This window comes from Pedobacter sp. BAL39, from assembly GCF_000170795.1.
In the GTDB taxonomy this organism is placed as follows: domain Bacteria; phylum Bacteroidota; class Bacteroidia; order Sphingobacteriales; family Sphingobacteriaceae; genus Pedobacter.
In genome coordinates, this window is sequence record NZ_ABCM01000008.1 from 44,346 (window position 1) to 65,773 (window position 21,428).

Genomic DNA, 21,428 nt, shown 5'->3' on the forward strand with positions numbered 1-21,428 from the left:
GCCATATTTTTAGGCGTCTGGAAAGGATTATTATTCTGGTTTTTCAGGTGGTATACTGCCGGTCGTATTTTCCCGGATCAGCCGTTGTGTAGGATAAGCAAACTCAGATCCTTGGTCCTGCACAATCTGCATCAGCTGATAATTTAGGGACTCCTTGACGCGGATATATTCTGCGTGACTCATATCAACCACCAGATAGGCAACCTGAATGTTCAGTGCCGAATCGCCAAAGTTGTCGAACGTTGCAAAGCCGTCCTGTGTTTTTGGATGGGTATCCAGTAACATATTGATGGCCGAAACGATATTCTGTATGGCCAATGCAGGGGTTTCATAAGTAATGCCGATAAAAAAGCTGACCCTTCTGAAATTGCGTCGGGTGACATTTTCCAGCACACCGTCAATCATAGAACGGTTGGGGATGACAATCATGGTCTTGTCAGGACTGATCAATCGTGTACTGCGGAAACCTACCTTATCGATGGTCCCCTCTATTCCGTCAACTTTCACTACGTCCCCAACTGTAAAGGGTTTATCAAGAAAAATGGTGAAGGACCCAATCAGGTTCTCCAGACTTTCTTTTGCTGCAAGGGCAATGGCAATACCGCCAATCCCGAGCCCAGTAATGAGTGTGAGTACATTGATTTCAAAAACGTATCCGAGCAATACAAAAAAGCCTAAAAAACATATCAGTGTTTTCGTCAGCTCCTTCAGAAAAGGTACCAGCTGGTCGTCAGACCGGTCTTCGGTCATTGAAGCCTTGTAGCGTAGCACATGGGCGACAAAGTCAATTATTCTCAAAATAATCCAGAATACCGAAAGAATGATCAGGAACAGGAAGACTTTATCAACGACATCTCCTAAATCGACCGCCACACGCATTTTTGCCTTCTCCAGTTGCCTGGTATAATTGAAAAGCACCACATCCAGTGGATGTTTCAATTGGTTTACGGCAAGGTAATAGGAGCATAGGCTGATAAAAAAAGCAATCGGCTTCAGCAATAGCGCCACAAAGGTATCATTACCGATAGCCGCCGAAAAGCTTCTGAACAGCTTAAAAAGCAGGAGGCTGAGTACGCGGGAAATGATTCGTTTAAAGAGTATGCCAAAAAGAATAATGCCTGCAAAAAGACAATACCGCTGAATGGTATTGCCCCAGAATACCTGTTCGAAAAACTGGCTGTCTATGATCATGAATAAAATAGGGAAATTATTTACGGTCGTGACCCAGCTCAAGTCTCCTGAATGAAAACTGCATCAAAAAAACCAAACAAAAAAACCTCCCCGATAAAATCGGGAAGGTCAATATGTGATACTGAAAGAGATTAAACTCTTTTAGATTTAATACGTGCTGCTTTACCAGTTAATTCACGCAGGTAGAATAATTTCGCTCTGCGAACTTTACCGTGGCTGTTAACCTCTATTTTAGCGATGTTTGGCGAGTTGATCGGGAATATACGTTCCACACCAACACCATTTGACATTTTACGAACAGTAAACGTTTCATTAGCACCTACACTATTACGTTGTAATACTACACCTTGGTAAATTTGAATACGTTCTTTATTACCTTCGCGAATTTTATAGTGAACACTCACTGTATCTCCTGATTTGAATGCAGGAAACTCATTTTTTGCGATGACCTGCTCTTCAACAAATTTTACTAAATCCATGATTTTAAGCTATTAAGCCGATTTTTTCTTGTTTAAAATCGGACTGCAATATTAGGAATTTTATTTTAGAAATAAAAGCGATTTTTATTTTTTTCCACATTCTTTATTATTTCTACACCTTAATAGAAGCCCCCATCTATCCTTACCCTTGCTAATTGCCTTCAACCAGCGCCTATAAGCCTTGTTTCTGCATCTGATTTTTATTGCTGTTTTTTTCTTCTTCGATAAGGGTCTCCAGACTTTTCAACGGGATCGGGTAATTTGCAAGACCACCGCTTTCCATTCCGAAAAGTCCCTCCAGCATCCGAACTGTTGCATATGGAATATCTGCTTTTCCATTAAGTGGCAATTTGCGATAGTTGTGGAAAGTATTAAATGCAATGTCCAGATACTTTGGAATGATTTTACTTGCTGCCTTATAACTTTTTAAAGTCAATTTATTCATCTCCTCTTCAATCTTGTATTTTCTCGGTTTCTCCATTATTTTGAATAGTTTGGTAAAATTTTCAGATTAAAACCATTGCGTTGTTTTAATCATTAAATTATTTCTTAATAAATAATATCAATGGGGCAATAATATAAATTAGCGCCCACATATCATAATATATTTACTAAAAAATTATTTGATAAACAATAATGAAGTTCTGTTGAATAAAATGATAAAACGAATAGGTAAAGCATTTGAATACTTCACCTACACCGGAAAAGGAACATGTTAAAGTAAACGTCAAAAAAGATCTTTTAATTTATCTACTATCGGCTGTTGATTGGTCAATGTGCCAGGAGCATAGTCAAAAAGCCTTTCCAGAATAACCACTTTCTCATAAGGAATATCCTGGACATCGCCGATGAGGATATTGCGGTAATTTTGGAAGGTGTTTAAAGAAACTCCTAAAATCTGTGGAATCAGATGCACAGCCTTACGGTACTCCTTTACAGTCAGACCGTTTAAATACTCATCAATTTTATACTTATAACCTTTAGAAACCATAAAATTTCATCGAAAAATATTTTTAATGTGTACATTTATCAAAATAATGATAAATAATTGAGATTTATATTGCTAATATAGCAATATATTATCGTATTCGCATCAAAAAACACTATTATTTTATGCTTTTAAAGAGCCTGGTTGACAAATTACTGAAGGAAAAGAAAAAACCAATGAAATGGCTCGCAGAGGCCATGGGAAAAACATTCGACGGCCTGAAGAAAAGCCTTCTCAACCATTCGATCAAATACAGCGACATCGTACTCATGGCAGAAATACTCGAAGTCTCTCCGGCAATTTTCTTTGCATCTGAAATAAGACCTCAAAAAGATCCCTTGCTGGTTACAGACGATAAAGAAACTCATGAAAATTATCTTTCGCTAAACAGGAGCCTCGATGACTGTAAGGAGTTAAACCGGCAACTGAAGGATCAGCTAAAAGATAAAGAATTGATCATTAGCCTGATCAGCAAAACTAAATAGTCTGATTAGTCTTCCAGCAGATCCGGACGACGCTGCTGCGTGCGGATGAGCGCCTGTTCATGACGCCATTCGTTTATTTTAGCCTCGTGCCCGCTCAACAATACAACAGGAACCTTGTGTCCATTCCAGTCGGCCGGCCTAGTATAAACAGGCGCGTCGAGCAATTCCCCCTGGAAGCTATCCGATAATGCAGAAGTCTCATCATTCAGCACCCCCGGGATCAACCTCGTAATAGCGTCCACGAGAACGGCAGCAGGAAGCTCTCCACCGGACAAAACATAGTCTCCTATAGAAATCTCCCGCGTCACAAACAAATCTCTTATACGTTGATCTATGCCCTTATAATGACCACACAAAATCATCAGGTTTCCCTTTCCGGAAAGTTCATTTGCAATGGTCTGGTTAAAGGTTTCTCCATCCGGGCTCATAAAGATCACCTCATCATATTCCCGTTCTGCCTTTAAAGCTTCGATACAGGCAGCAAAGGGTGCAATAGACATCACCATTCCACTTCCTCCACCATAAGGGTAGTCGTCCACACTCTTCTGCTTGTTGGTCGCGTAGTCCCTAAGGTTATGAACCACAATTTCAGCGATCCCTTTTTTCTGCGCGCGCTGAAGGATGGAATGAGCAAATGGACTTTCTAATAAGTCCGGCAATACGGAGATAATGTCGAAACGCATGGATCAAAGTTAAAATTAATTTTCAAGATAGATGTCGAGCAACCCATCAGGCAGCAGTACCCTGAGCAAAGCTTCTTCCTCATCAATCTCCACAATCATGTCTTCATTCAGGGGAAACATGACTTCTTTATTTTTATAAGACATTGTAGCTACAAACTGTTGTGGATATTCATTGACTTCCAGAATTTCCCCAAGCTCACCCAGGTTTTCATCGATAACCAGATAACCAACAAGGTCCTCATAGCTGAAATCATCATCGGATCGGTCGGGCATCTTTGCCAGCGGCAGATAAATCTTTTTTCTCAATAACGGCTGGGCCTTATCAATATGGTCCACGTCATCAAAGTAAAAATTACCCGTATTGTTAGTCTGCAGCTTATAGGAAGAAACAAAGAAAGGTACCATCTTACCATTGATGTCTGCGAAAACAACATCCAGTTCCAGCAGTTCAGGTTCGTCATATTCAAAAAATAATTGTACCTCTCCTTTCAACCCTTTGGTCTTCGTAATGTACCCGATATAAAATGCCTCTTCGATCTTCATGATATAAAAATGTATGGTGGGAATGGGATCTTTGCCGCCAGAAATAGCAGCAAATAAAAATAGCGAAGATCATTTCCGGGAAAAGATACTTCGCTATTTTACAGAACAACAAGAATATTAAGCTTGCTCTTCTTTGTTTTCTTCGGTTGCAGGAGCTTCCTCAGTTGCAGGAGCCTCTTCAGCTACTACTTCTTCTTCAACAACTTCTTCTGCTACAGGAGCATTTTTTATTGCCAAAGCAGCGGCACGGTCTGCATTTTTCTTAGCTTCTGCAGCTAATGCAGCCTTTTTAACCTCATCTTTAGATTTAGAAAGGTTATCTTTTTTGCCTTCGATTTTACCATCTTTAGCGCTCAACCACTCTGCGAATTTAGCCTCAGCCTGCTCAGCAGTTAGTGCACCTTTTTTAACGCCGCCTTCTAGGTGTTTTTTGTATAAAACACCTTTGTAAGAAAGGATCGCGCGACAAGTATCAGTAGGCTCAGCACCTTTGTTTACCCAGTCTAATGTTTTTTCGAAATTGATTTCGATGGTTGCAGGATTGGTGTTTGGGTTGTATGAACCTAAACGCTCAATGAATTTACCATCTCTTGGTGAACGGGAATCCGCTACCACTACGTGGAAAAAAGGTTTCCCTTTTTTACCGAATCTTTGCAATCTGATTTTAGTTGCCATTTTTTCTTTGATTTATGTATTCAACATAGTTCCCGGAGCTTCGTGCTTGCGGGGATGCAAAAGTAAGTAAAATACTAATGATAAGCAAGATGCAATTGCTGAAAATATGAGTCATGTAACATTCCAGCCATCAGGGCATCAAACCTTTAAAAAAAATCAATATGCTCATTACGACAACGAACTCTATAGAAGGCAAAAAAGTAATCAAATACATCGGCCTTGTAAGCGGCGAAACCATTATCGGTGCCAACATCTTTAAGGACCTCTTTGCGGGCATCCGCGACATCGTCGGCGGTAGATCCGGCTCGTATGAACAGGTATTGAGAGAAGGTAAAAATACTGCCATTAATGAAATGCAGCAATATGCGGCTGCGATGGGTGCAAACGCCATTATTGGCGTAGACCTCGACTATGAAACTGTAGGCAGCGGCGGCAGCATGCTCATGGTAGCCGCCACCGGTACGGCCGTCATCATAGAATAAAAAACGCCCTGCAAAAAACAGGGCGCTGCCATTTATCTTCAGGACAGATCTCTTTACAAAGACAATATCTCCACCAGCTTAAGCCAGGCAGGAGTCATCTCCTTGGCATCAATATGTTTAATCGCATGATCAAAAGGAGTAAACACAATCTCCCCGCTTTTCTGACCAACCATTACGCCGGTATGTCCGTGTAACAGACCCTCCACGGCAGTAACACCAAGGCTGCTCGCCAGCACACGGTCCATGCAGCTTGGCTTACCGCCACGCTGAATGTGTCCCAACACGGATACGCGGATGTCATATTGAGGAAATTTCTTTCTCAGCACCTCGCCAACGTTGAAAGCGCCGCCCATGTCGTCCCCTTCCGCAACAATAATAATCTTCGAGGCTTTATCTTTTCTTCCGGTCTCCAACCGGGTAACAAGGCCTTCTACACCCATATTTGCTTCAGGAATCATAATAGCTTCAGCCCCAACACCAATGCCACTGCGCAGCGCAATCAGCCCGGAATCACGTCCCATCACTTCCACGATGAAAAGACGGTCATGGGATTCCGCAGTATCCCTGATTTTGTCTACTGCATTAATTACTGTATTAATGGCGGTATCGTAACCAATGGTGAAATCCGTTCCTTCAAGATCATTGTCGATGGTGCCGGGAAGCCCAACTACAGGAAAATCAAACTCAGTAGTCAATAGATTAGCACCTGTGAACGTACCATCTCCACCAATCACGATTAAGGCATCAATGCCATTTTTCAGTAACTGCCCGTGCGCTTTTTCCCTTCCTTCTTTCGTGCGGAACTCATCACTCCGCGCGGTTTTCAGGATAGTCCCCCCACGTTGGATGATATTGGCCACGGATTTACGGTCCATATCGATAAAATCGCCATTGATCAATCCCTCGTAACCTCTCAGTATACCTGTAACTTTTAAATCATAATAGATGGCCGCTCTTACTACGGCACGAATTGCTGCGTTCATGCCCGGAGCATCACCACCAGATGTCAATACTCCAATGTTTTTAATTTTACTCATTTGGTTTTCCAACATTTTTAAATTTATCCAATCCGCTTTGCAAGTAGGCGGCATATTCTTTTGCATCAAACACTGCACCCTGGGGTTTCACCATAGGATTAAGGTCCTGTCCTGTCAGCACATAAAAAGGCTGAGAGTTGGCAATATACTTCGTTGCCTGAAAATCACCATTCCAACGGCCAAGGTCGTCTGTATTGGTCCGGAGCACTTCAGAATAATGAACTTTTTCTTTCGGCATCTTAATGTTACGTTCATCCACATATAACTGGATCAACACATACTCTTCACGGATCAGGCGTCCTACTTCCGGATCGATCCAAACCTTGTCTTCCATCTTCCTGCAATTCACACAGGCATGGCCAGTAAAGTCAATCAGCACTGGCTTGTTTACTTTTTTAGCGTAGGCCATCCCTTCATCAAGATCAAAAAAAGCGTTAAATCCCACAGGGGGCTTCAACGTTTCGTTATATTTTACCGCTGCAGGAAAACCGTCATCAGCGCCCGAGGGCGCCGCGGAATTACCGGCGGTAAGGATAAAATCCTGAGTATTCATCGGCGGTGCAATTCCACTTAAAATGTTCACCGGAGCCCCCCACAACCCTGGTATCAGGTAAATGGCAAAGGCAAGAGAAAACATCGCAAAAAATAATCGGGGCACAGATACATAAGGCACGTCGCTGTCATGGGAAAATTTGATCTTCCCAAGGATGTAAACGCCCATCAGCACAAAAATAACGATCCATAGAGACAGGAAGATCTCACGGTCAAACCACTCCCAATGCCACACGAGGTCTGCTGCTGAAAGAAATTTCAAAGCCAGGGCAAGCTCGAGAAAGCCAAGACAGACCTTTAAACTGTTCAACCAGCCTCCTGATTTAGGCATCGCACTCAGGAAACCAGGGAAAATAGCCGATAAGGTGAAAGGTAAAGCGAGCGCAAGCGCAAAGCCAAACATACCTATCGCCGGAGCCAGGATATCACCTTTGGAACTCGCCTGAACCAGCAAAGTTCCGATGATAGGCCCGGTGCAGGAAAAAGAAACCAGCGCAAGGGATGCAGCCATGAAGAAAAGCCCTCCGAGTCCCTTGCTCGTATCAGCCTTTTGATCTATTTTATTTACAAATGAGCTCGGCAACGTAATTTCGAAAGCCCCAAAGAAGGACATCGCAAAAACCACCAGCAACAGAAAAAAAGCAAAGTTAAACCAACCACTGGCACTGAGCTCATTCAGCTTGGCAGAACCAAACAATACTGTGATCAGTAAACCGAAAGCCACATAAATTACAATGATCGACGCACCATAAATCAACGCATGCCCTATTCCCTTCTGCCGACTCCCTGCTTTTTTTGTAAAGTAGCTGATCGTAAGTGGTACCATAGGAAAAATACAAGGCATCAGGAAAGCAATAAATCCGCCAAGCAACCCTGCAATAAAAGTATCCCACAGGGTTTGATCTTCGGCCTCTCCGGAAGACAACCCCACCGCACCGGCTGATGAGGTCATCGTCACTGCAGCAGTGTCTTTCAGTACTGTATCCTGTTTTGCCGTATCTTTGACGATATCGTTTGCCGCGCTGTCTGCCGAAGAACCAACTTCAGTAAAGACAAGGTCATCGGTAGACACGGAGTCTGCCTGCTGCAGCGCAGCAAAACCAGATCCTGGAAGCGCCACTGTAAACATCAGCAGCAAAGCCAGGACAAAAGGTATTCTTTTCATTAATTTATATAGTTTTTGTGTGTGTTGCTCATGCAGAAATCATTAGCTGTTACGAATGAAGCGGTGAAATTACTTATTATTTTTTATTAAAATCCTGATTGTGGTCATTACAAGATTATTTTTACGCTGTTGAGATATTGACTAAAATGAAGTTTACTTCAAAAAAGTGATCTCCTTAAAATTATAAGACTTTCGCTCTCCATCGGTCAGCATCACCAGCATGCCCGAGGAACTTACATCCACAATAGTCCCTCTGATCTCTTCGCCACTTTGTCGGTAGCGCGCTTCCTCACCAAATTGATACAATCCCTGGAGATAGTCCTGTTTCAAAGCCTCTTCTTCACCTGCTTTCAACCGGACGTACTGTGTTTCAATTTCAGCGCAAATGTGCGGTAATAGCTCCATCAGTCCGACTTCGCTTCCCAGGATTTCCTTCAATGAGGTCACTGATCCCTGTAGCCCGGGCTCAAATGAAACCTGGTTCACATTGATCCCGATCCCTACCACCGCTGCTTTATAGCTGCTTCCAGAAATAATATTCTCTATGAGCACCCCTCCTGTTTTCTGCTGCTCAAAATACAAGTCGTTGGGCCACTTCACAGAAATGCCCCTGTCTACAAAATACCGCAAGCCATTTCTTATTCCAATACTTATCGCCATATTGAGCAAAAATTGTTTGTGAATGGCCAGAAATACCGGCTTAAGCAGGATGCTGAAAGTGAGGTTCATTCCCGCAGCAGCATGCCAGATGTTCTGCACCTGCCCCCTTCCGGCAAACTGGTGATCTGCCATAATAACAGTCCCTTCGGTTAATGGCTCGGATTTTGACACCAACATTTTTAAAAAGTTATTGGTAGAGTCAACCTCTGATAATTTGATAAGATTTTGACCAACAAATAATGTTGAAAAAGTGTTATTTTGCAAGTGTTGATTGTATATTTGTTTATCAAAACTAGAATATTTTAATGGTAAAAAAGAAAATTGTAAACCTTTCTACCTACCTCTCGGAGATAGCCGTACATGGCATACAGGAAAAAAAAGGGAATGATATTGTGCGTTTGGACCTCAGAGAACTCAACAGCTCCGTTTCTGATTATTTTATCATCTGCAATGCTGATTCTTCTACACAGGTGAAAGCCATAGCGGACAGCGTGGAAGATGAAATCTATAAAAGCACCCAGCTCAATCCATGGCAAAAAGAAGGTCTTGAAAATGCAGACTGGATTATTCTTGATTATTTCGATGTTGTAGTGCACATTTTTAAAACTGAAAAGCGTGAGTTTTATGGAATAGAGGACCTTTGGGGTGATGCCCAGGCCACTTCTTTTAAAAGCGCCTAATCATTTACACAAAACATTTTTGATTCACGATGAAAGAGAACCCAAATAATACTAAGCCTAAACTAATAAAAAAAATCCCCAATATCCCGAAGAAGCCTAACAAGGGCTCGAAATTCAATATCTTCTGGGTATATGCGGCAATTATTTTAGGCCTGATCCTATTGCAATTTCTGTTTAGTTCAGATACGACAAAGGATGTCAACTACCGTACGTTCGAGACACAAATGCTGCAGCCAGGTGACGTGCAGAAGCTTGTTGCCTACAAACATGAAGACCTTGTAAAAGTAGAAGTCTACATCAAAAAAGACAGGCTGAAAGAAGATAAATATAAACAGTACCAAAGTAAAAATAATTTCGGCACTGCTAACGGACCTACTGTATATTTTACAGCCGGGTCTATGGACGGCCTGGATACCCAGCTGAAGGAATCACAAAAAAACATTCCTGAGAATCAGCAGATCCTCGCAGAAAAAGATACCAGACAAAGTGCTTTCCAGTCCTGGTTCCTTTCAGTAATCATCCCTGTATTGCTCCTGATCATCTTCTGGATCTTTATCATGCGCCGGATGGGCGGTGGTGCTGGCGGTGGCGGCGGTCAGATCTTTAACATCGGCAAATCCAAAGCAACTCTTTTTGACAAGGAAAGCCAGGTAAACGTGACTTTTAATGATGTTGCTGGACTAGAGGAAGCCAAGCAGGAGGTAATGGAAATTGTCGATTTCCTTAAAAACCCTAAAAAATACACCAACCTTGGTGGTAAAATCCCTAAAGGTGCATTGCTGGTAGGTTCTCCCGGAACAGGTAAAACGCTTCTTGCTAAGGCTGTTGCTGGTGAAGCCCAGGTGCCATTCTTCTCTCTGTCAGGATCTGACTTTGTGGAGATGTTCGTTGGTGTCGGTGCTTCCCGTGTACGTGATCTTTTCAAACAGGCTAAAGATAAAGCTCCTTGTATTATATTCATTGATGAGGTAGATGCTATCGGACGTGCCCGTGGTAAAAACAGCATGATGGGTGGTAATGATGAGCGTGAAAACACACTAAACCAACTCCTTGTAGAAATGGATGGTTTCGGTACAGATTCAGGAATCATCATCCTGGCGGCAACAAACCGTCCGGATGTACTGGATACTGCGCTATTGAGACCAGGCCGTTTTGACAGACAGATTTCCATCGATAAACCTGATCTGGTTGGCCGTGAACAGATCTTTAAAGTACACCTGAAACCCATTAAGACGGATGAAGTAGTGGACGCTAAAAAGCTATCTGCCCAAACTCCTGGTTTTGCCGGTGCCGAAATTGCAAATGTTTGTAATGAGGCTGCTTTAATTGCTGCACGCCGCAATAAAGAGTCTGTAGATATGCAGGATTTTCAGGATGCCATTGACCGTGTCATCGGCGGACTGGAAAAGAAAAATAAGATCATCTCCCCGGAAGAGAAAAGAATTGTCGCTTATCATGAGGCCGGACATGCCATTGCTGGCTGGTTCCTCGAGCATGCTGATCCATTGGTAAAAGTATCTATCGTTCCAAGAGGTGTTGCAGCCCTCGGTTATGCGCAATACCTTCCTAAAGAGCAGTTCCTTTATACTACGGAGCAACTGACCGATGGCATGTGTATGACACTCGGTGGAAGGGTTGCTGAAGATATTACGTTCGGAAAAATCTCTACAGGTGCTCAGAATGACCTGGAACGCATTACCAAGTTGTCTTATGCCATGGTGACCATCTATGGTATGAACAGCACCATTGGTAACGTTTCCTTCCACGATCCTCAGAATGAATACAACTTCAACAAACCTTACTCTGAAAAAACTTCAGAGATGATTGATGTAGAAGTCCGTAAGCTGATTGAAGAGGCTTATGAAAAGACTAAACAGCTGCTTCTGGACAAAAGAGAAGGTCTGGAAAAACTGGCACAAAAACTATTGGAAAAGGAAATTCTCTTCCAGGCTGACCTGGAGGAAATTTTAGGAAAACGTCCATTTGACAACCGCACTACTTATGATGAATTTGTCAACGGAACAGGCGACCAAAAACCAGCTGCAGAAGGTTTATTACATCATGGCGTTGGCGAGACTACAGATCCCGCCACCTCTGTAAACCCGGCCCAAACAGAATCTTAAACCCATTTTATGGCCGCTGTCAGCGCCTAAACCTGCTGACAGCCGGCCCTTTTTTTTATGCAAGAAAACAGATCTTCTAAAGAGTTAATGCTGAAAAAGATAAGGAAAGCACTGCTTGAAAAAAGAGACAACCCTTATCCCAACCTGGAAGATACACCTCTCTACGTAAAAAATGACGAGATGCTGGAAGTCATCTTCGCGGAAGAGCTGACTGCCGTATCCGGAAACTTCATCTATTGCGAAAACGGAATAGAATTCATAGAAAACATCCTGCAACTGGCAGAAAAGTTCAATTGGCGCAAAATTTACTGCTGGGAGCCTGAGTTACAGCGACTCCTTTCGGAATACGAATTCCCTTTTTATCAAACCGACAAGGATTTTGAAATGGCAGAGGTGGGCATTACCATGTGTGAAGCCCTCATTGCCCGCAATGGCTCCGTAATGGTCTCTAATGAAAATGCCGCCGGCCGCAGACTCAGCATTTTCCCCCACCATCACATCGTCATCGCCAGAACGGGTCAACTGGTCATGGACCTCAAAGATGCCTTTAAGCTCATCAAAGACAAATATGGGGACCAGATCCCATCGATGATCAGCAACATCACCGGTCCCAGCAGAACTGCAGATATTGAGAAAACTTTGGTTTTAGGTGCCCACGGACCTAAAGAACTTTTCGTATTTTTAATCGACGATTTCGCCTGATCGTTTTAATTTTCAATAAATTAATCCTAATTTTATACTATACACCAAATTAGTATACGGTTCAGAATGGGCGAAAAAACAAATTTATACTCAGTAATAACTGGCACAGGTAGCTATATTCCTGAAAAGATCATCTCCGGTAATGCCTTTTTGAATGCTACATTTTATGACAACGGGGTCCTGTTGGAAAAAGAAATTGGAGAAATCATCCGGAAATTCACAGAAATCACGGAAATTGTAGAAAGAAGGTATGTAAATGATGATCAGAACAACAGTGACATTGCCGCCATTGCCGCCCAGACTGCCATTGACGACGCGGGTATAGATAAAGAAAGCCTCGACCACATCATATTTTGCCACAATTTCGGCGACCTCAGCAAAGATGGAAACCGATCGGATATCCTTCCTGCCCTGGCTTCAAAAGTAAAAGCGCAGTTGAGGATAGAAAACCCTGATTGTGTAGCGTATGACCTTATTTTCGGATGCCCCGGATGGGTTCAGGGTGCCGTACAAGCCAATTACCTTATCAAAAGCGGGGATGCTAAACGGGTAATGGTCATCGGTGCGGAAACACTTTCCCGCATTACAGACCCCCACGACAGGGATACGATGATCTTTTCTGATGGTGCCGCGGCTGTGATCTTCGAAGCGCGCTCCACCGCTGCAGAAACGGGAATACTGGCACACAAAACAAAAACCTTCTCCCTCAATTACTCAGGACTGCTCACCATGGGCTCCAGCAACAATCCCGCGGAGATCAGTGGAAACAGGTACATGAAAATGAACGGTAGGAAGCTGTATGAATTTGCGGTCAGCAATGTTCCGGCTGTTATAAAAGAAGCGATAGACAAAGCTGGATTAGACATTAGCGACATAAAAATTGTTTTCATCCACCAGGCCAACGGCAAAATGGACCACGCCATCATGAAGCGGGTTTTTAAACTCTATCAAATCGACAATGTTCCCGAAAAACTGGTACCCATGTCCATTGGATGGCTCGGCAATAGCTCTGTGGCAACCGTGCCCACACTGCTCGACTTAGTCAGAAAAAATCAGGTGGAAGGCTATAAAATCAGCGAAGGTGATTACGCGGTATTTGCTTCTGTGGGTGCAGGTATGCACATCAACGCCTTCATTTACCGTTTTTAGCCTATTTCAAGCGATTTAAGCCCGTTTTAGCTTGCGTCTCAATACTACTCTCATAATCGTGATTTTTCATCTGAATGGCGACATTGTAGGCCTGCCGTGCTTTGGCGACCAGCTTATTCTTCTCGTAAATCTTTCCCATCTGCAGGGCTGCATTGGCGGCATAAAAATATTTTAATGATTTACCTTCTGTTATGGCCATGCTGTAATTGGTCAGTGCGGTAGCGTCCTTTCCAAGTTCGTCATTGACACGCCCCAGCCGGTAATGATACTCCGTACGGTCCCGCCCGCCGTTATAGGTATTAGCGGTTCCTCCCAGCTCCTCAAGGGCGCGGTTATAGTAACCTCCGTCAAATAACAACCTCGCACTTAGCAGATGAACGTCAGGGGCCTGCTCTGCCGCCTCGTTCAAGGCCTGTTTGTCCTTTTCCTGATAAGTATAGCCCTGCGATTTAACTTTCGCCATAAACGTATTATAAGCCGACCTGTCGCCCTTTAACAGAGCGCACCAACCCAACCTCAGGTAAGCATCTTTAATGTAGTTTACTCCTTTATTCTGATCCAGAAAACGGTTAAAATAGGTAACTGCTGTATAATCAAGTTTGTTCAGCCTTGCGCTACCCATCAACAAATCCAGGTACGGAAAAGACTGGTAGGATGAACCGGAAGGTCGATTTGCCAGAATACGTATGGCCTCGTCATTGTGCCCGTTCTTAGCGCTGACCATCGCCTGCAGGTAACTCTTCAGCAAGCTGGTGTCTGCAATGCGCGCGGTATACTTCATCGTTTTCTGATAAGCAGCAGCGCTATGGGCGATGTCGTTCAGTACATAAGCGTAATAAAATACCACTTCTTCGTAAAAGGGTTCATAAGTGGATTTGGGAAGGCTTTCCGACAGGTTGTTCAGCATGGCCATTCCACTGTCCAGGCTTCCTTTAATCCCGAAAGTAGCCAGCGTACTTTTCAGCATCCCGTCGGGCAGGTTACCAAGAAAGGCATTGATTACTCCCAGCCCTTTTCCATTAAGCGGAAAAGCAGGAAACTTTTTCTTGTTGTCATTCAACAGACTGTTCGCCCGTTTGATCTCCCTGGCAGCTGTAAAATATTCACCGTACCGCCCGCGGATCAGAGCCCATTGCAGGTTGATTTCCGCCTGTGCATATAGATAATAAGGCGAGCCCTTGTCAGCACGCTCAATACGGCTCAACCTTCCCGATTTCCGGCCCTCCATCTCTTCGAAATCTGCTTTGCTATCTGTAGTCAGCAGATGAAAATAATCTACATAATTCTCCAGTAAAGGCACAATTGCATTGTTCGGATTGGCTTTCTTCTCATTTGCAATCAGTAGCCGCGCACTGTTCAGTTTCAGTTCAAAGATCTGCTGATAAGCCTTCAGACAATTGGCATTAAAATCAAAATTAGCAAAAAGAGATAAAGGACATAAGAGCAGAAAAAAAATAGAAAACTTAAAAACTGAAGGTACAGACATCTTTGATAAAGGTATTAATAAACCATAACGCGATCAGCCGGCAAATGTTTTGCTGAAAAAAAAGCCATAAAAAAAGGTCAGCATGAACTGACCTCTATATATGCATTTACCGGATATTAAGCCGGAACAACTTCCTGTGTTAAAGCCTCATCTACAAGGATTCTTCCGCAGTGCTCGCAAACAATAATTTTCTTGCGCTGACGAATGTCCAGCTGACGCTGAGGAGGAATCTGGTTGAAACAACCTGAGCAGGAATCACGATCAATCGTTACTACCGCAAGTCCGTTATTTGCATTTCCCCTCAACCTTTTGTAGGCTACCAAAAGACGGTCTTCGATTTGAGTTTCTGCTTTCTCTGCCTTCTTAGACAAAGATTGCTCGTCCTTCTCGGTCTCCGCTGTGATGGTTTGCAACTCCCCTTTCTTGATATCAAGGTCTTTTCTTCTTGATTCTAAATCGGCAAGTGCTTTTTCATATACTTCGTTTTTTGTAACGATGTCAAATCCAAATTCCCTGATTTTTTTCTCACTAACCTGGATATCGAGCGTCTGAATCTCCACCTCTTTCGTCAAGGCATCATATTCACGGTTATTTTTAACATCTTTTAACTGGGTCTCATATTTCTTGATCAGGTTCTGAGCTTCCTTGATCATATTTTTACGCGTTACAATGGCATCTTCAGTATCATCCAATTCGCCTTTGAATTTTTGTATACGTGTTTCCAGACCTGCAACCTCATCTTCAAGATCGGCTACCTCCATTGGCAACTCACCACGAATCTGGCGAATTTTGTCAATCTTAGTATGCAGGGTTTGTAATTCGTATAAAGCTTTTAGCTTTTGCTCTACAGTTTGTTCCATTAAATGAAATAATTTATGGGGTTTGTGTTATGCTCCGTTAAACGGATTGCAAAGTTAGGAAATTTTTCTTGAATAATATCTATCAACAAATCAGATGTAAATTGTTCACTTTCAAAGTGTCCGATATCAGCGATGACTATTTTTTCATCGGCATCAAAAAACTCGTGGTATTTGAAATCAGCGGTTACAAATGCATCTGCACCAGCGGCAATCGCCTCCTTCAATAAAAAGCTCCCTGAACCTCCACAAACAGCCACCCTTCTGATGGGCTTTGTCAAAAGTTTCGTATGCCTGATCACCACCGCGTCCATCCTGTCTTTTACCAGACGCAGGAAGTCACGCCCCTGCAGACCTTCTTCCAGCCATCCGATCATACCCGCACCAACCGTGTCGAGCTTATTCTCCAGGGGATAAATGTCGTAGGCAACTTCTTCATATGGGTGATTCTCCAGTAAAGCCAGCAACACCCTCCGTTCATCCTGTCCCTTGAAAATGGTCTCGATACGCTCCTCCTGCTCATGGTGTCTTAACCCGCTCTCTCCGACAAAAGGATGGGTCTCCTCATTGCCATTAAAGGTGCCGGTACCATTGGCGCTGAAACTGCACTCACTATAATTCCCAATATGCCCGGCTCCTGCCGAAAATAATGCATTTCTTACCTGCTCTGCCTGTGCAGCCGGACAAAAAGTCACCAGCTTCTTCAGCAATGACTTCTTCGGACTTAAAATCCTTGGGCTCTTCAATCCTAACCTCCTTGCAATCATCCCGTTCACCCCATGCTGAACATGGTCCAGGTTGGTATGGATGGCATACAACGCAATCTGATGCCGGATGGCCTTCAAAATTACCCGCTCTACATAATTCTTACCATTGATTTTTTTCAGTCCCTTAAAAACTATGGGGTGATGGGTGATGATCAGGTTGCATTGCTGGGCTATCGCCTCGTCAACGATCGCTTCTGTACAATCCAACGCCACCAGTGCAGCGTGGATCTCCTGTTCTGGCTGCCCGATCAGCAACCCTGAATTGTCATAATCTTCCTGATACTCAGGCGGGGCAAATGTTTCGAGATGTTTAATTAAAATGGATAACCTCATCTGGTAAAATTACAGTTTTTAACAAATGTTACTGCATTCCACCCATTTTTACCATCTGCAGACTCTCAAATACCATCCGTTGATTGTATTCAAAAGCAAGGGTCTTATGGTTTACCATATCGATAATGGTTCCGATGAAACACAAACCGGCAGTGAAAAAATACAAGATCCCCATTCCAATCTGGTTCAAAAGAAAACGTGGCAAACCCGGAACAAAAAAGGCGAGGATACAATACAAGATCATATCATCAGGATTTCTCCTTTTACTTCCGTAAATCATCAGAAATCCCCTCAGCTGTTGTTCACTAAATCCAGTAGTTGCACTCTGCAGGTACTGAAATTCCTGGGGTGTGATCCCAGGTAACGACATAAACGGTGAATCAAACATATCTTTCCTCCTTGTATTTTAAATTTCTCTTTTTATCAATAAACTGATCTGTCAATGCTAAGATGCGGTGTCCGATGATCATCAGTGCCGGAATGCCAAACCAATGCAACTCCAGGCTCTCCCGTATGTTGCCATGAAAAATCTGGGTGATAGACCTGCCGATCCCACATCCCGGGCACCAGCTGATCCCCATATTCGCCAGCGGACAAAGACTAAAATGATTCAGATGGTCGTGACCTACAGGTTCATCCATGGCCAGCAGCACCAACGCCGCAATCCAGAATATGAGCTCAAAGGGTAACTGACGCAGCGTTTTCATTTTTCCTTTTTTTCTTTTAGAGCGATTAGTACATACTTTGTTACATTTTTGCGCCCCATAAATCTTATATTTGTATAGTGAATATCCGCGACCTCATTAACAGATACAAAACTGACGAGCGCATTGCAGCATTGGCAAAAGCACTCAACTCAGGTAAAGGTAATAAACTTCAGCTAAAAGGTTTGGTCGGCGCAGCTGATGCCACCATTGCAGTAGCTACATATTTTCTGCTCCATAAGCCTCAACTTTTCATCCTTCCCGATAGGGAAGAGGCAGCCTATTTTCAGGCCGACCTGGAGAGCATCCTGGATAAAGAAATCCTCCTTTTTCCATCCTCGTTCCGTAAGGGTTTCGACTTCACCCAGGTGGATACGGCCAATGTGCTGGCAAGGGCAGAGGTGCTCAATGAACTGAACCACAATGCAGAATATGGTAAAATTGTGGTCACCTATCCGGAAGCGCTTTCTGAAAAGGTGATCAACAGGAGCATGCTGGAAAAAAATACGCTGGAAATCGCAGTAAACACCAAACTGGGCATCGACTTCATCAATGAATTTCTGATCGATTACGATTTTGAACGCACAGATTTTGTCTATGAACCCGGCCAGTTTTCCATAAGGGGAGGGATCGTTGATATCTTCTCTTTCTCACATGACCTTCCTTACCGCATTGAATTTTTTGGTGACATCGTAGAAAGTATCCGCACCTTTCAAATCGACAATCAGCTGTCTGTAGAAGAAGTGAAAACCCTGACCATTATCCCTAATGTGCAATCTAAATACCTCACAGAAAACAACATCAACCTGCTGGACTATATAGAAAAAGATACCCAGCTCTGGTTTAAGGATGTGGAATTTACCCTTGATGTCATCAAAGCCGGTTACAAAAAGGCAGCGGAACTATGGAAGGCACTTCCTGCAAAAGAAAAACAGGAAAACCAGGACTGGATAGATCCTAAATTCGGATTTACAGATGATAAATTGTTAGCGGATATGCTCCAGGATTTTCCACTCGTAGAGTTTGGCAAACAGTTTTTCTATAAAACGGAACATGTTTTTTCTTTTGATACCAAACCACAACCTTCTTTCAATAAAGACTTCAACCTGCTCATCCATAACCTTAAGGAAAATGAAAAGCAGGGCATCCATAATTTTATATTCAGCTCCTCCCCAAAGCAAACGGAACGCTTGTATGCCATCCTGGAAGACATCGACAAATCAGCAAAATTTACCCCGGTAAACATTCCGCTGAGGGAGGGCTTTATCGACCCACAGCAAAAACTCGCCTTTTATACGGACCACCAGATTTTTGACCGTTTCTATAAATACAAGCTGAAAAGGGGCTACCAACGCAGTCAGTCCATCACCCTCAAAGAACTCCGCGACCTTAAACCGGGAGACTTTGTCACTCATATTGACCATGGTATCGGCAAATATGCAGGACTCGAAAAGGTGGAAGTAAACGGCAAAACACAGGAAATGATCCGCCTCGTATATGCCGACAATGACCTGCTCTATGTCAACATCAACTCCCTCAACCGCATTGCCAAATACAGCGGCAAGGAGGGAACGGCACCAAAAATGAATAAACTGGGCACCGAGGCCTGGGATAAGCTCAAAAAAAACACTAAAAAAAAAGTTAAAGACATAGCCAGGGACCTGATCAAGCTTTATGCTCTTCGCAAAGCACAGGTAGGAACGGCTTTTGACCCGGATGGTTACCTCGAAACAGAGCTGGAAGCTTCCTTCATTTATGAGGATACTCCTGATCAGGAAAAAGCCACCAGTGATGTTAAAAAGGATATGGAGGCCCCACATCCTATGGATAGGCTCGTCTGTGGTGATGTAGGTTTCGGAAAAACTGAAATTGCCATCCGTGCTGCTTTCAAGGCCGTGGCCAATGGTAAACAAGCTGCTGTACTCGTGCCTACTACCATTCTTGCACTTCAGCATTTTAAAACGTTCTCCGGCCGTCTGAAGGATTTTCCATGCAATGTGGACTACATCAACCGCTTTAAAACAAATAAACAGATTAAAGATACACTGGCCCTCCTGGCCGAAGGTAAAGTAGACATCATCATCGGCACGCACCGCCTGCTGAGTAAAGATGTCAAATTCAAGGACCTCGGTATCATGATTATTGATGAAGAGCAGAAGTTCGGGGTGACTTCCAAAGAAAAACTTCGCGTACTTCGTGCCAATGTAGATACGCTAACGCTAACGGCAACACCAATTCCGAGAACGTTACACTTCTCACTGATGGGGGCAAGGGACCTCTCTATCATGAGTACCCCACCGCCAAACAGACAAGCCGTCAATACGGAACTTCATGTCTTCAATGATAAACTGATCCAGGAAGCGGTACAATATGAACTGGATAGGGGTGGCCAGGTGTTTTTTATCCATAACCGGGTGAATGACCTCCCTCAGCTTGGTGGACTGATCCAGACGCTGGTGCCTAAAGCCAGGATCGGAATTGCCCACGGACAGCTCGACGGCGATGCACTGGAAGATGTTATGCTCGACTTTATCAATGGTGAAAAGGATGTCCTCGTAGCCACAACCATAATTGAAGCTGGGCTGGACATTCCAAATGCAAATACCATTATCATCAATCATGCGCACATGTTCGGCCTGAGCGATCTGCACCAGATGCGCGGACGTGTCGGCCGTTCCAATAAAAAGGCGTTCTGTTACCTACTCAGTCCTCCGCTCTCTACGCTGACCTCCGAAGCCAGAAAGAGACTAAGTGCCATTGAAGAATTTTCAGACCTCGGCAGCGGTTTCAATATCGCCATGAGGGACCTCGATATCCGTGGCAGCGGAAACCTGCTTGGTGCTGAACAAAGCGGATTTATTGCTGAAATCGGATTCGAAATGTACCACAAAATCCTCGATGAAGCCATTCAGGAACTTAAAGATGATGAATTTAAAGAGCTCTTTAAAAATGAGCCCGCACGTCCGTTTGTGACCTTTACACAGGTGGATACTGACCTTGAACTCTTTATTCCGGACGACTATGTCACCAACATCACAGAACGTTACAACCTCTATACCTCCTTGTCCAAACTGGAAAATGAAACGGAATTGAAAGCCTTTGAAAAGGCACTCAAAGATCGTTTTGGCCCGGTTCCGGCACCGGTAAAAACCATGCTTAATGTCCTCCGACTGCAATGGGTGGCGAAAAAGCTCGGCTTTGAAAAACTGAACTTCAAAAAAGGGGTGCTCCGGGGTTATTTCATTGCCGACAAACAATCGGCGTTTTTTGATTCTACCACCTTCAACCAGATCCTGCATTTCGCACAGATGCATCCCCGGATCTGTAACCTTAAGGAAGTAAAAAACTCCCTGCGCATCGCTTTTGAAAACCTCAATAATGTCGATGAAGCAGTAGAAATGCTCGAAATGGTAGCCAAAAATTAAATGAATATATGAATCCTCAACTATTGAACGATCTGGTCACCATGCAGATGCCCTTTGGAAAATACAAGGGACGCATCATCTGCGACCTCCCGGAATCTTACCTGATCTGGTTCCATAAAGAAGGATTCCCACCCGGTAAACTTGGTGAAATGATTGCTACACTTTACGAAATCAAACTCAACGGCCTAGAGTACCTGTTGCAGCCCCTGAGAAAAAAATAACAGCAGCCAAAAGGCTAAGCAGGTAGTAAAACAAAAAGGAT

The 21,428-nt window shown here is 43.5% G+C and carries 23 protein-coding genes; 8 read left to right on the forward strand and 15 right to left on the reverse strand.

All coding sequences use genetic code 11. The features are described from left to right. Positions 1 to 30 precede the first annotated feature (30 nt). From PBAL39_RS11865 to PBAL39_RS11880, 4 genes are all read right to left on the reverse strand, one after another. Positions 31 to 1,191, reverse strand: a complete 1,161-nt coding sequence (locus tag PBAL39_RS11865; RefSeq protein ID WP_008241657.1) for a mechanosensitive ion channel family protein — start codon at positions 1,189 to 1,191, stop codon at positions 31 to 33. A 131-nt stretch (positions 1,192 to 1,322) separates the two neighbouring features. Next, positions 1,323 to 1,670 carry a 50S ribosomal protein L19 gene (rplS, locus tag PBAL39_RS11870; protein WP_008241658.1) on the reverse strand — a complete coding sequence of 116 codons (348 nt, stop codon included), beginning with the start codon at positions 1,668 to 1,670 and terminating at the stop codon, positions 1,323 to 1,325. Between the two features lie 172 nt (positions 1,671 to 1,842). After that, entirely contained in the window at positions 1,843 to 2,151 is a 309-nt protein-coding gene (locus tag PBAL39_RS11875) for a hypothetical protein (protein ID WP_008241660.1), read from the reverse strand. 246 nt (positions 2,152 to 2,397) lie between these two features. Next, complete coding sequence (locus tag PBAL39_RS11880) at positions 2,398 to 2,661, reverse strand: hypothetical protein (protein WP_008241661.1); 264 nt, start codon at positions 2,659 to 2,661, stop codon at positions 2,398 to 2,400. A gap of 122 nt (positions 2,662 to 2,783) precedes the next feature. Between PBAL39_RS11880 and PBAL39_RS11885 the strand changes: the two genes are divergently transcribed. Further along, entirely contained in the window at positions 2,784 to 3,143 is a 360-nt protein-coding gene (locus PBAL39_RS11885) for a hypothetical protein (RefSeq protein ID WP_008241662.1), read from the forward strand. Positions 3,144 to 3,148: 5 nt separating this feature from the next. Here the strand turns inward: PBAL39_RS11885 and trmD are convergent, their stop codons facing one another. From trmD to PBAL39_RS11900, 3 genes are all read right to left on the reverse strand, one after another. Further along, positions 3,149 to 3,826 carry a tRNA (guanosine(37)-N1)-methyltransferase TrmD gene (gene trmD / locus PBAL39_RS11890; RefSeq protein ID WP_008241663.1) on the reverse strand — a complete coding sequence of 226 codons (678 nt, stop codon included), beginning with the start codon at positions 3,824 to 3,826 and terminating at the stop codon, positions 3,149 to 3,151. A 15-nt stretch (positions 3,827 to 3,841) separates the two neighbouring features. Beyond that, positions 3,842 to 4,369, reverse strand: coding sequence for a ribosome maturation factor RimM (rimM, locus tag PBAL39_RS11895; RefSeq protein WP_008241665.1), 528 nt, complete (start codon positions 4,367 to 4,369; stop codon positions 3,842 to 3,844). Between the two features lie 117 nt (positions 4,370 to 4,486). Then, a complete protein-coding gene (locus PBAL39_RS11900) occupies positions 4,487 to 5,044 on the reverse strand; it encodes a 30S ribosomal protein S16 (RefSeq protein ID WP_008241668.1) in 558 nt (185 codons plus the stop codon). Between the two features lie 161 nt (positions 5,045 to 5,205). Here PBAL39_RS11900 and PBAL39_RS11905 point away from each other — a divergent pair, with 161 nt between their 5' ends. After that, positions 5,206 to 5,526 carry a YbjQ family protein gene (locus PBAL39_RS11905; protein ID WP_008241670.1) on the forward strand — a complete coding sequence of 107 codons (321 nt, stop codon included), beginning with the start codon at positions 5,206 to 5,208 and terminating at the stop codon, positions 5,524 to 5,526. Between the two features lie 53 nt (positions 5,527 to 5,579). Here the strand turns inward: PBAL39_RS11905 and pfkA are convergent, their stop codons facing one another. The 3 genes from pfkA to PBAL39_RS11920 all read right to left on the reverse strand — a co-directional run bounded on the left by pfkA (position 5,580) and on the right by PBAL39_RS11920 (position 9,204). Further along, positions 5,580 to 6,563, reverse strand: coding sequence for a 6-phosphofructokinase (gene pfkA, locus PBAL39_RS11910; protein WP_039866533.1), 984 nt, complete (start codon positions 6,561 to 6,563; stop codon positions 5,580 to 5,582). Continuing rightward, on the reverse strand, positions 6,556 to 8,280 hold the full coding sequence (locus tag PBAL39_RS11915) for a cytochrome c biogenesis protein CcdA (RefSeq protein ID WP_008241673.1): 1,725 nt from the start codon (positions 8,278 to 8,280) through the stop codon (positions 6,556 to 6,558). The genes pfkA and PBAL39_RS11915 overlap by 8 nt, the downstream gene beginning before the upstream one ends. 153 nt (positions 8,281 to 8,433) lie before the next feature. Further along, positions 8,434 to 9,204, reverse strand: a complete 771-nt coding sequence (locus PBAL39_RS11920; protein ID WP_008241675.1) for a biotin--[acetyl-CoA-carboxylase] ligase — start codon at positions 9,202 to 9,204, stop codon at positions 8,434 to 8,436. Positions 9,205 to 9,245: 41 nt separating this feature from the next. On the opposite strand from PBAL39_RS11920, the gene rsfS reads away from it, so the two are divergent. The 4 genes from rsfS (at position 9,246) to PBAL39_RS11940 (ending at position 13,594) form a co-directional block, all read left to right on the forward strand. Further along, positions 9,246 to 9,620 (forward strand): ribosome silencing factor, encoded by a 375-nt coding sequence (gene rsfS, locus PBAL39_RS11925; RefSeq protein ID WP_008241677.1) that lies wholly within the window; start codon positions 9,246 to 9,248, stop codon positions 9,618 to 9,620. A gap of 29 nt (positions 9,621 to 9,649) precedes the next feature. Next, entirely contained in the window at positions 9,650 to 11,743 is a 2,094-nt protein-coding gene (ftsH, locus tag PBAL39_RS11930) for an ATP-dependent zinc metalloprotease FtsH (protein ID WP_008241678.1), read from the forward strand. 57 nt (positions 11,744 to 11,800) lie between these two features. Next, positions 11,801 to 12,445 carry an LUD domain-containing protein gene (locus PBAL39_RS11935; RefSeq protein WP_008241682.1) on the forward strand — a complete coding sequence of 215 codons (645 nt, stop codon included), beginning with the start codon at positions 11,801 to 11,803 and terminating at the stop codon, positions 12,443 to 12,445. Positions 12,446 to 12,511: 66 nt separating this feature from the next. Further along, a complete protein-coding gene (locus PBAL39_RS11940; RefSeq protein WP_008241683.1) occupies positions 12,512 to 13,594 on the forward strand; it encodes a 3-oxoacyl-ACP synthase III family protein in 1,083 nt (360 codons plus the stop codon). 1 nt (position 13,595) lies between these two features. On the opposite strand, the gene PBAL39_RS11945 is transcribed toward PBAL39_RS11940, so the two are convergent. The 5 genes from PBAL39_RS11945 to PBAL39_RS11965 all read right to left on the reverse strand — a co-directional run bounded on the left by PBAL39_RS11945 (position 13,596) and on the right by PBAL39_RS11965 (position 17,744). Beyond that, the gene (locus PBAL39_RS11945; protein WP_008241685.1) at positions 13,596 to 15,080 is read right to left on the reverse strand and encodes a tol-pal system YbgF family protein; all 1,485 of its coding nucleotides are present in this window, start codon (positions 15,078 to 15,080) and stop codon (positions 13,596 to 13,598) included. A gap of 116 nt (positions 15,081 to 15,196) precedes the next feature. Then, the gene (locus tag PBAL39_RS11950; protein ID WP_008241687.1) at positions 15,197 to 15,940 is read right to left on the reverse strand and encodes a zinc ribbon domain-containing protein; all 744 of its coding nucleotides are present in this window, start codon (positions 15,938 to 15,940) and stop codon (positions 15,197 to 15,199) included. Beyond that, positions 15,940 to 17,037 (reverse strand): Nif3-like dinuclear metal center hexameric protein, encoded by a 1,098-nt coding sequence (locus tag PBAL39_RS11955; protein ID WP_008241689.1) that lies wholly within the window; start codon positions 17,035 to 17,037, stop codon positions 15,940 to 15,942. The genes PBAL39_RS11950 and PBAL39_RS11955 overlap by 1 nt, the downstream gene beginning before the upstream one ends. A gap of 28 nt (positions 17,038 to 17,065) precedes the next feature. Continuing rightward, positions 17,066 to 17,407: a TM2 domain-containing protein gene (locus PBAL39_RS11960; RefSeq protein ID WP_232282944.1), complete on the reverse strand. Its 342-nt coding sequence runs from the start codon at positions 17,405 to 17,407 to the stop codon at positions 17,066 to 17,068. A gap of 10 nt (positions 17,408 to 17,417) precedes the next feature. Beyond that, entirely contained in the window at positions 17,418 to 17,744 is a 327-nt protein-coding gene (locus PBAL39_RS11965) for a DUF2752 domain-containing protein (RefSeq protein WP_008241692.1), read from the reverse strand. Between the two features lie 77 nt (positions 17,745 to 17,821). Here PBAL39_RS11965 and mfd point away from each other — a divergent pair, with 77 nt between their 5' ends. Together mfd and PBAL39_RS11975 are read left to right on the forward strand one after the other, a co-directional pair. Further along, positions 17,822 to 21,166 (forward strand): transcription-repair coupling factor, encoded by a 3,345-nt coding sequence (mfd, locus tag PBAL39_RS11970; protein ID WP_008241694.1) that lies wholly within the window; start codon positions 17,822 to 17,824, stop codon positions 21,164 to 21,166. Positions 21,167 to 21,174: 8 nt separating this feature from the next. Then, complete coding sequence (locus PBAL39_RS11975; protein WP_008241696.1) at positions 21,175 to 21,387, forward strand: DUF3820 family protein; 213 nt, start codon at positions 21,175 to 21,177, stop codon at positions 21,385 to 21,387. Positions 21,388 to 21,428 lie beyond the last annotated feature (41 nt).

Bases quoted from the DNA above. Each gene is read 5' to 3' on its own strand.
- rplS (WP_008241658.1), bottom strand. From the start codon at position 1,670: ATGGATTTAGTAAAATTTGTTGAAGAGCAGGTCATCGCAAAAAATGAG.
- PBAL39_RS11965 (WP_008241692.1), bottom strand. From the start codon at position 17,744: ATGAAAACGCTGCGTCAGTTACCCTTTGAGCTCATATTCTGGATTGCG.
- rsfS (WP_008241677.1), top strand. From the start codon at position 9,246: ATGGTAAAAAAGAAAATTGTAAACCTTTCTACCTACCTCTCGGAGATA.
- PBAL39_RS11975 (WP_008241696.1), top strand. From the start codon at position 21,175: ATGAATCCTCAACTATTGAACGATCTGGTCACCATGCAGATGCCCTTT.
- ftsH (WP_008241678.1), top strand. From the start codon at position 9,650: ATGAAAGAGAACCCAAATAATACTAAGCCTAAACTAATAAAAAAAATC.
- PBAL39_RS11880 (WP_008241661.1), bottom strand. From the start codon at position 2,661: ATGGTTTCTAAAGGTTATAAGTATAAAATTGATGAGTATTTAAACGGT.
- PBAL39_RS11885 (WP_008241662.1), top strand. From the start codon at position 2,784: ATGCTTTTAAAGAGCCTGGTTGACAAATTACTGAAGGAAAAGAAAAAA.
- PBAL39_RS11945 (WP_008241685.1), bottom strand. From the start codon at position 15,080: ATGTCTGTACCTTCAGTTTTTAAGTTTTCTATTTTTTTTCTGCTCTTA.
- PBAL39_RS11950 (WP_008241687.1), bottom strand. From the start codon at position 15,940: ATGGAACAAACTGTAGAGCAAAAGCTAAAAGCTTTATACGAATTACAA.
- PBAL39_RS11935 (WP_008241682.1), top strand. From the start codon at position 11,801: ATGCAAGAAAACAGATCTTCTAAAGAGTTAATGCTGAAAAAGATAAGG.
- PBAL39_RS11960 (WP_232282944.1), bottom strand. From the start codon at position 17,407: ATGTCGTTACCTGGGATCACACCCCAGGAATTTCAGTACCTGCAGAGT.
- PBAL39_RS11865 (WP_008241657.1), bottom strand. From the start codon at position 1,191: ATGATCATAGACAGCCAGTTTTTCGAACAGGTATTCTGGGGCAATACC.
- PBAL39_RS11900 (WP_008241668.1), bottom strand. From the start codon at position 5,044: ATGGCAACTAAAATCAGATTGCAAAGATTCGGTAAAAAAGGGAAACCT.
- PBAL39_RS11905 (WP_008241670.1), top strand. From the start codon at position 5,206: ATGCTCATTACGACAACGAACTCTATAGAAGGCAAAAAAGTAATCAAA.
- PBAL39_RS11875 (WP_008241660.1), bottom strand. From the start codon at position 2,151: ATGGAGAAACCGAGAAAATACAAGATTGAAGAGGAGATGAATAAATTG.
- PBAL39_RS11915 (WP_008241673.1), bottom strand. From the start codon at position 8,280: ATGAAAAGAATACCTTTTGTCCTGGCTTTGCTGCTGATGTTTACAGTG.
- PBAL39_RS11940 (WP_008241683.1), top strand. From the start codon at position 12,512: ATGGGCGAAAAAACAAATTTATACTCAGTAATAACTGGCACAGGTAGC.
- pfkA (WP_039866533.1), bottom strand. From the start codon at position 6,563: ATGAGTAAAATTAAAAACATTGGAGTATTGACATCTGGTGGTGATGCT.
- trmD (WP_008241663.1), bottom strand. From the start codon at position 3,826: ATGCGTTTCGACATTATCTCCGTATTGCCGGACTTATTAGAAAGTCCA.
- rimM (WP_008241665.1), bottom strand. From the start codon at position 4,369: ATGAAGATCGAAGAGGCATTTTATATCGGGTACATTACGAAGACCAAA.
- PBAL39_RS11955 (WP_008241689.1), bottom strand. From the start codon at position 17,037: ATGAGGTTATCCATTTTAATTAAACATCTCGAAACATTTGCCCCGCCT.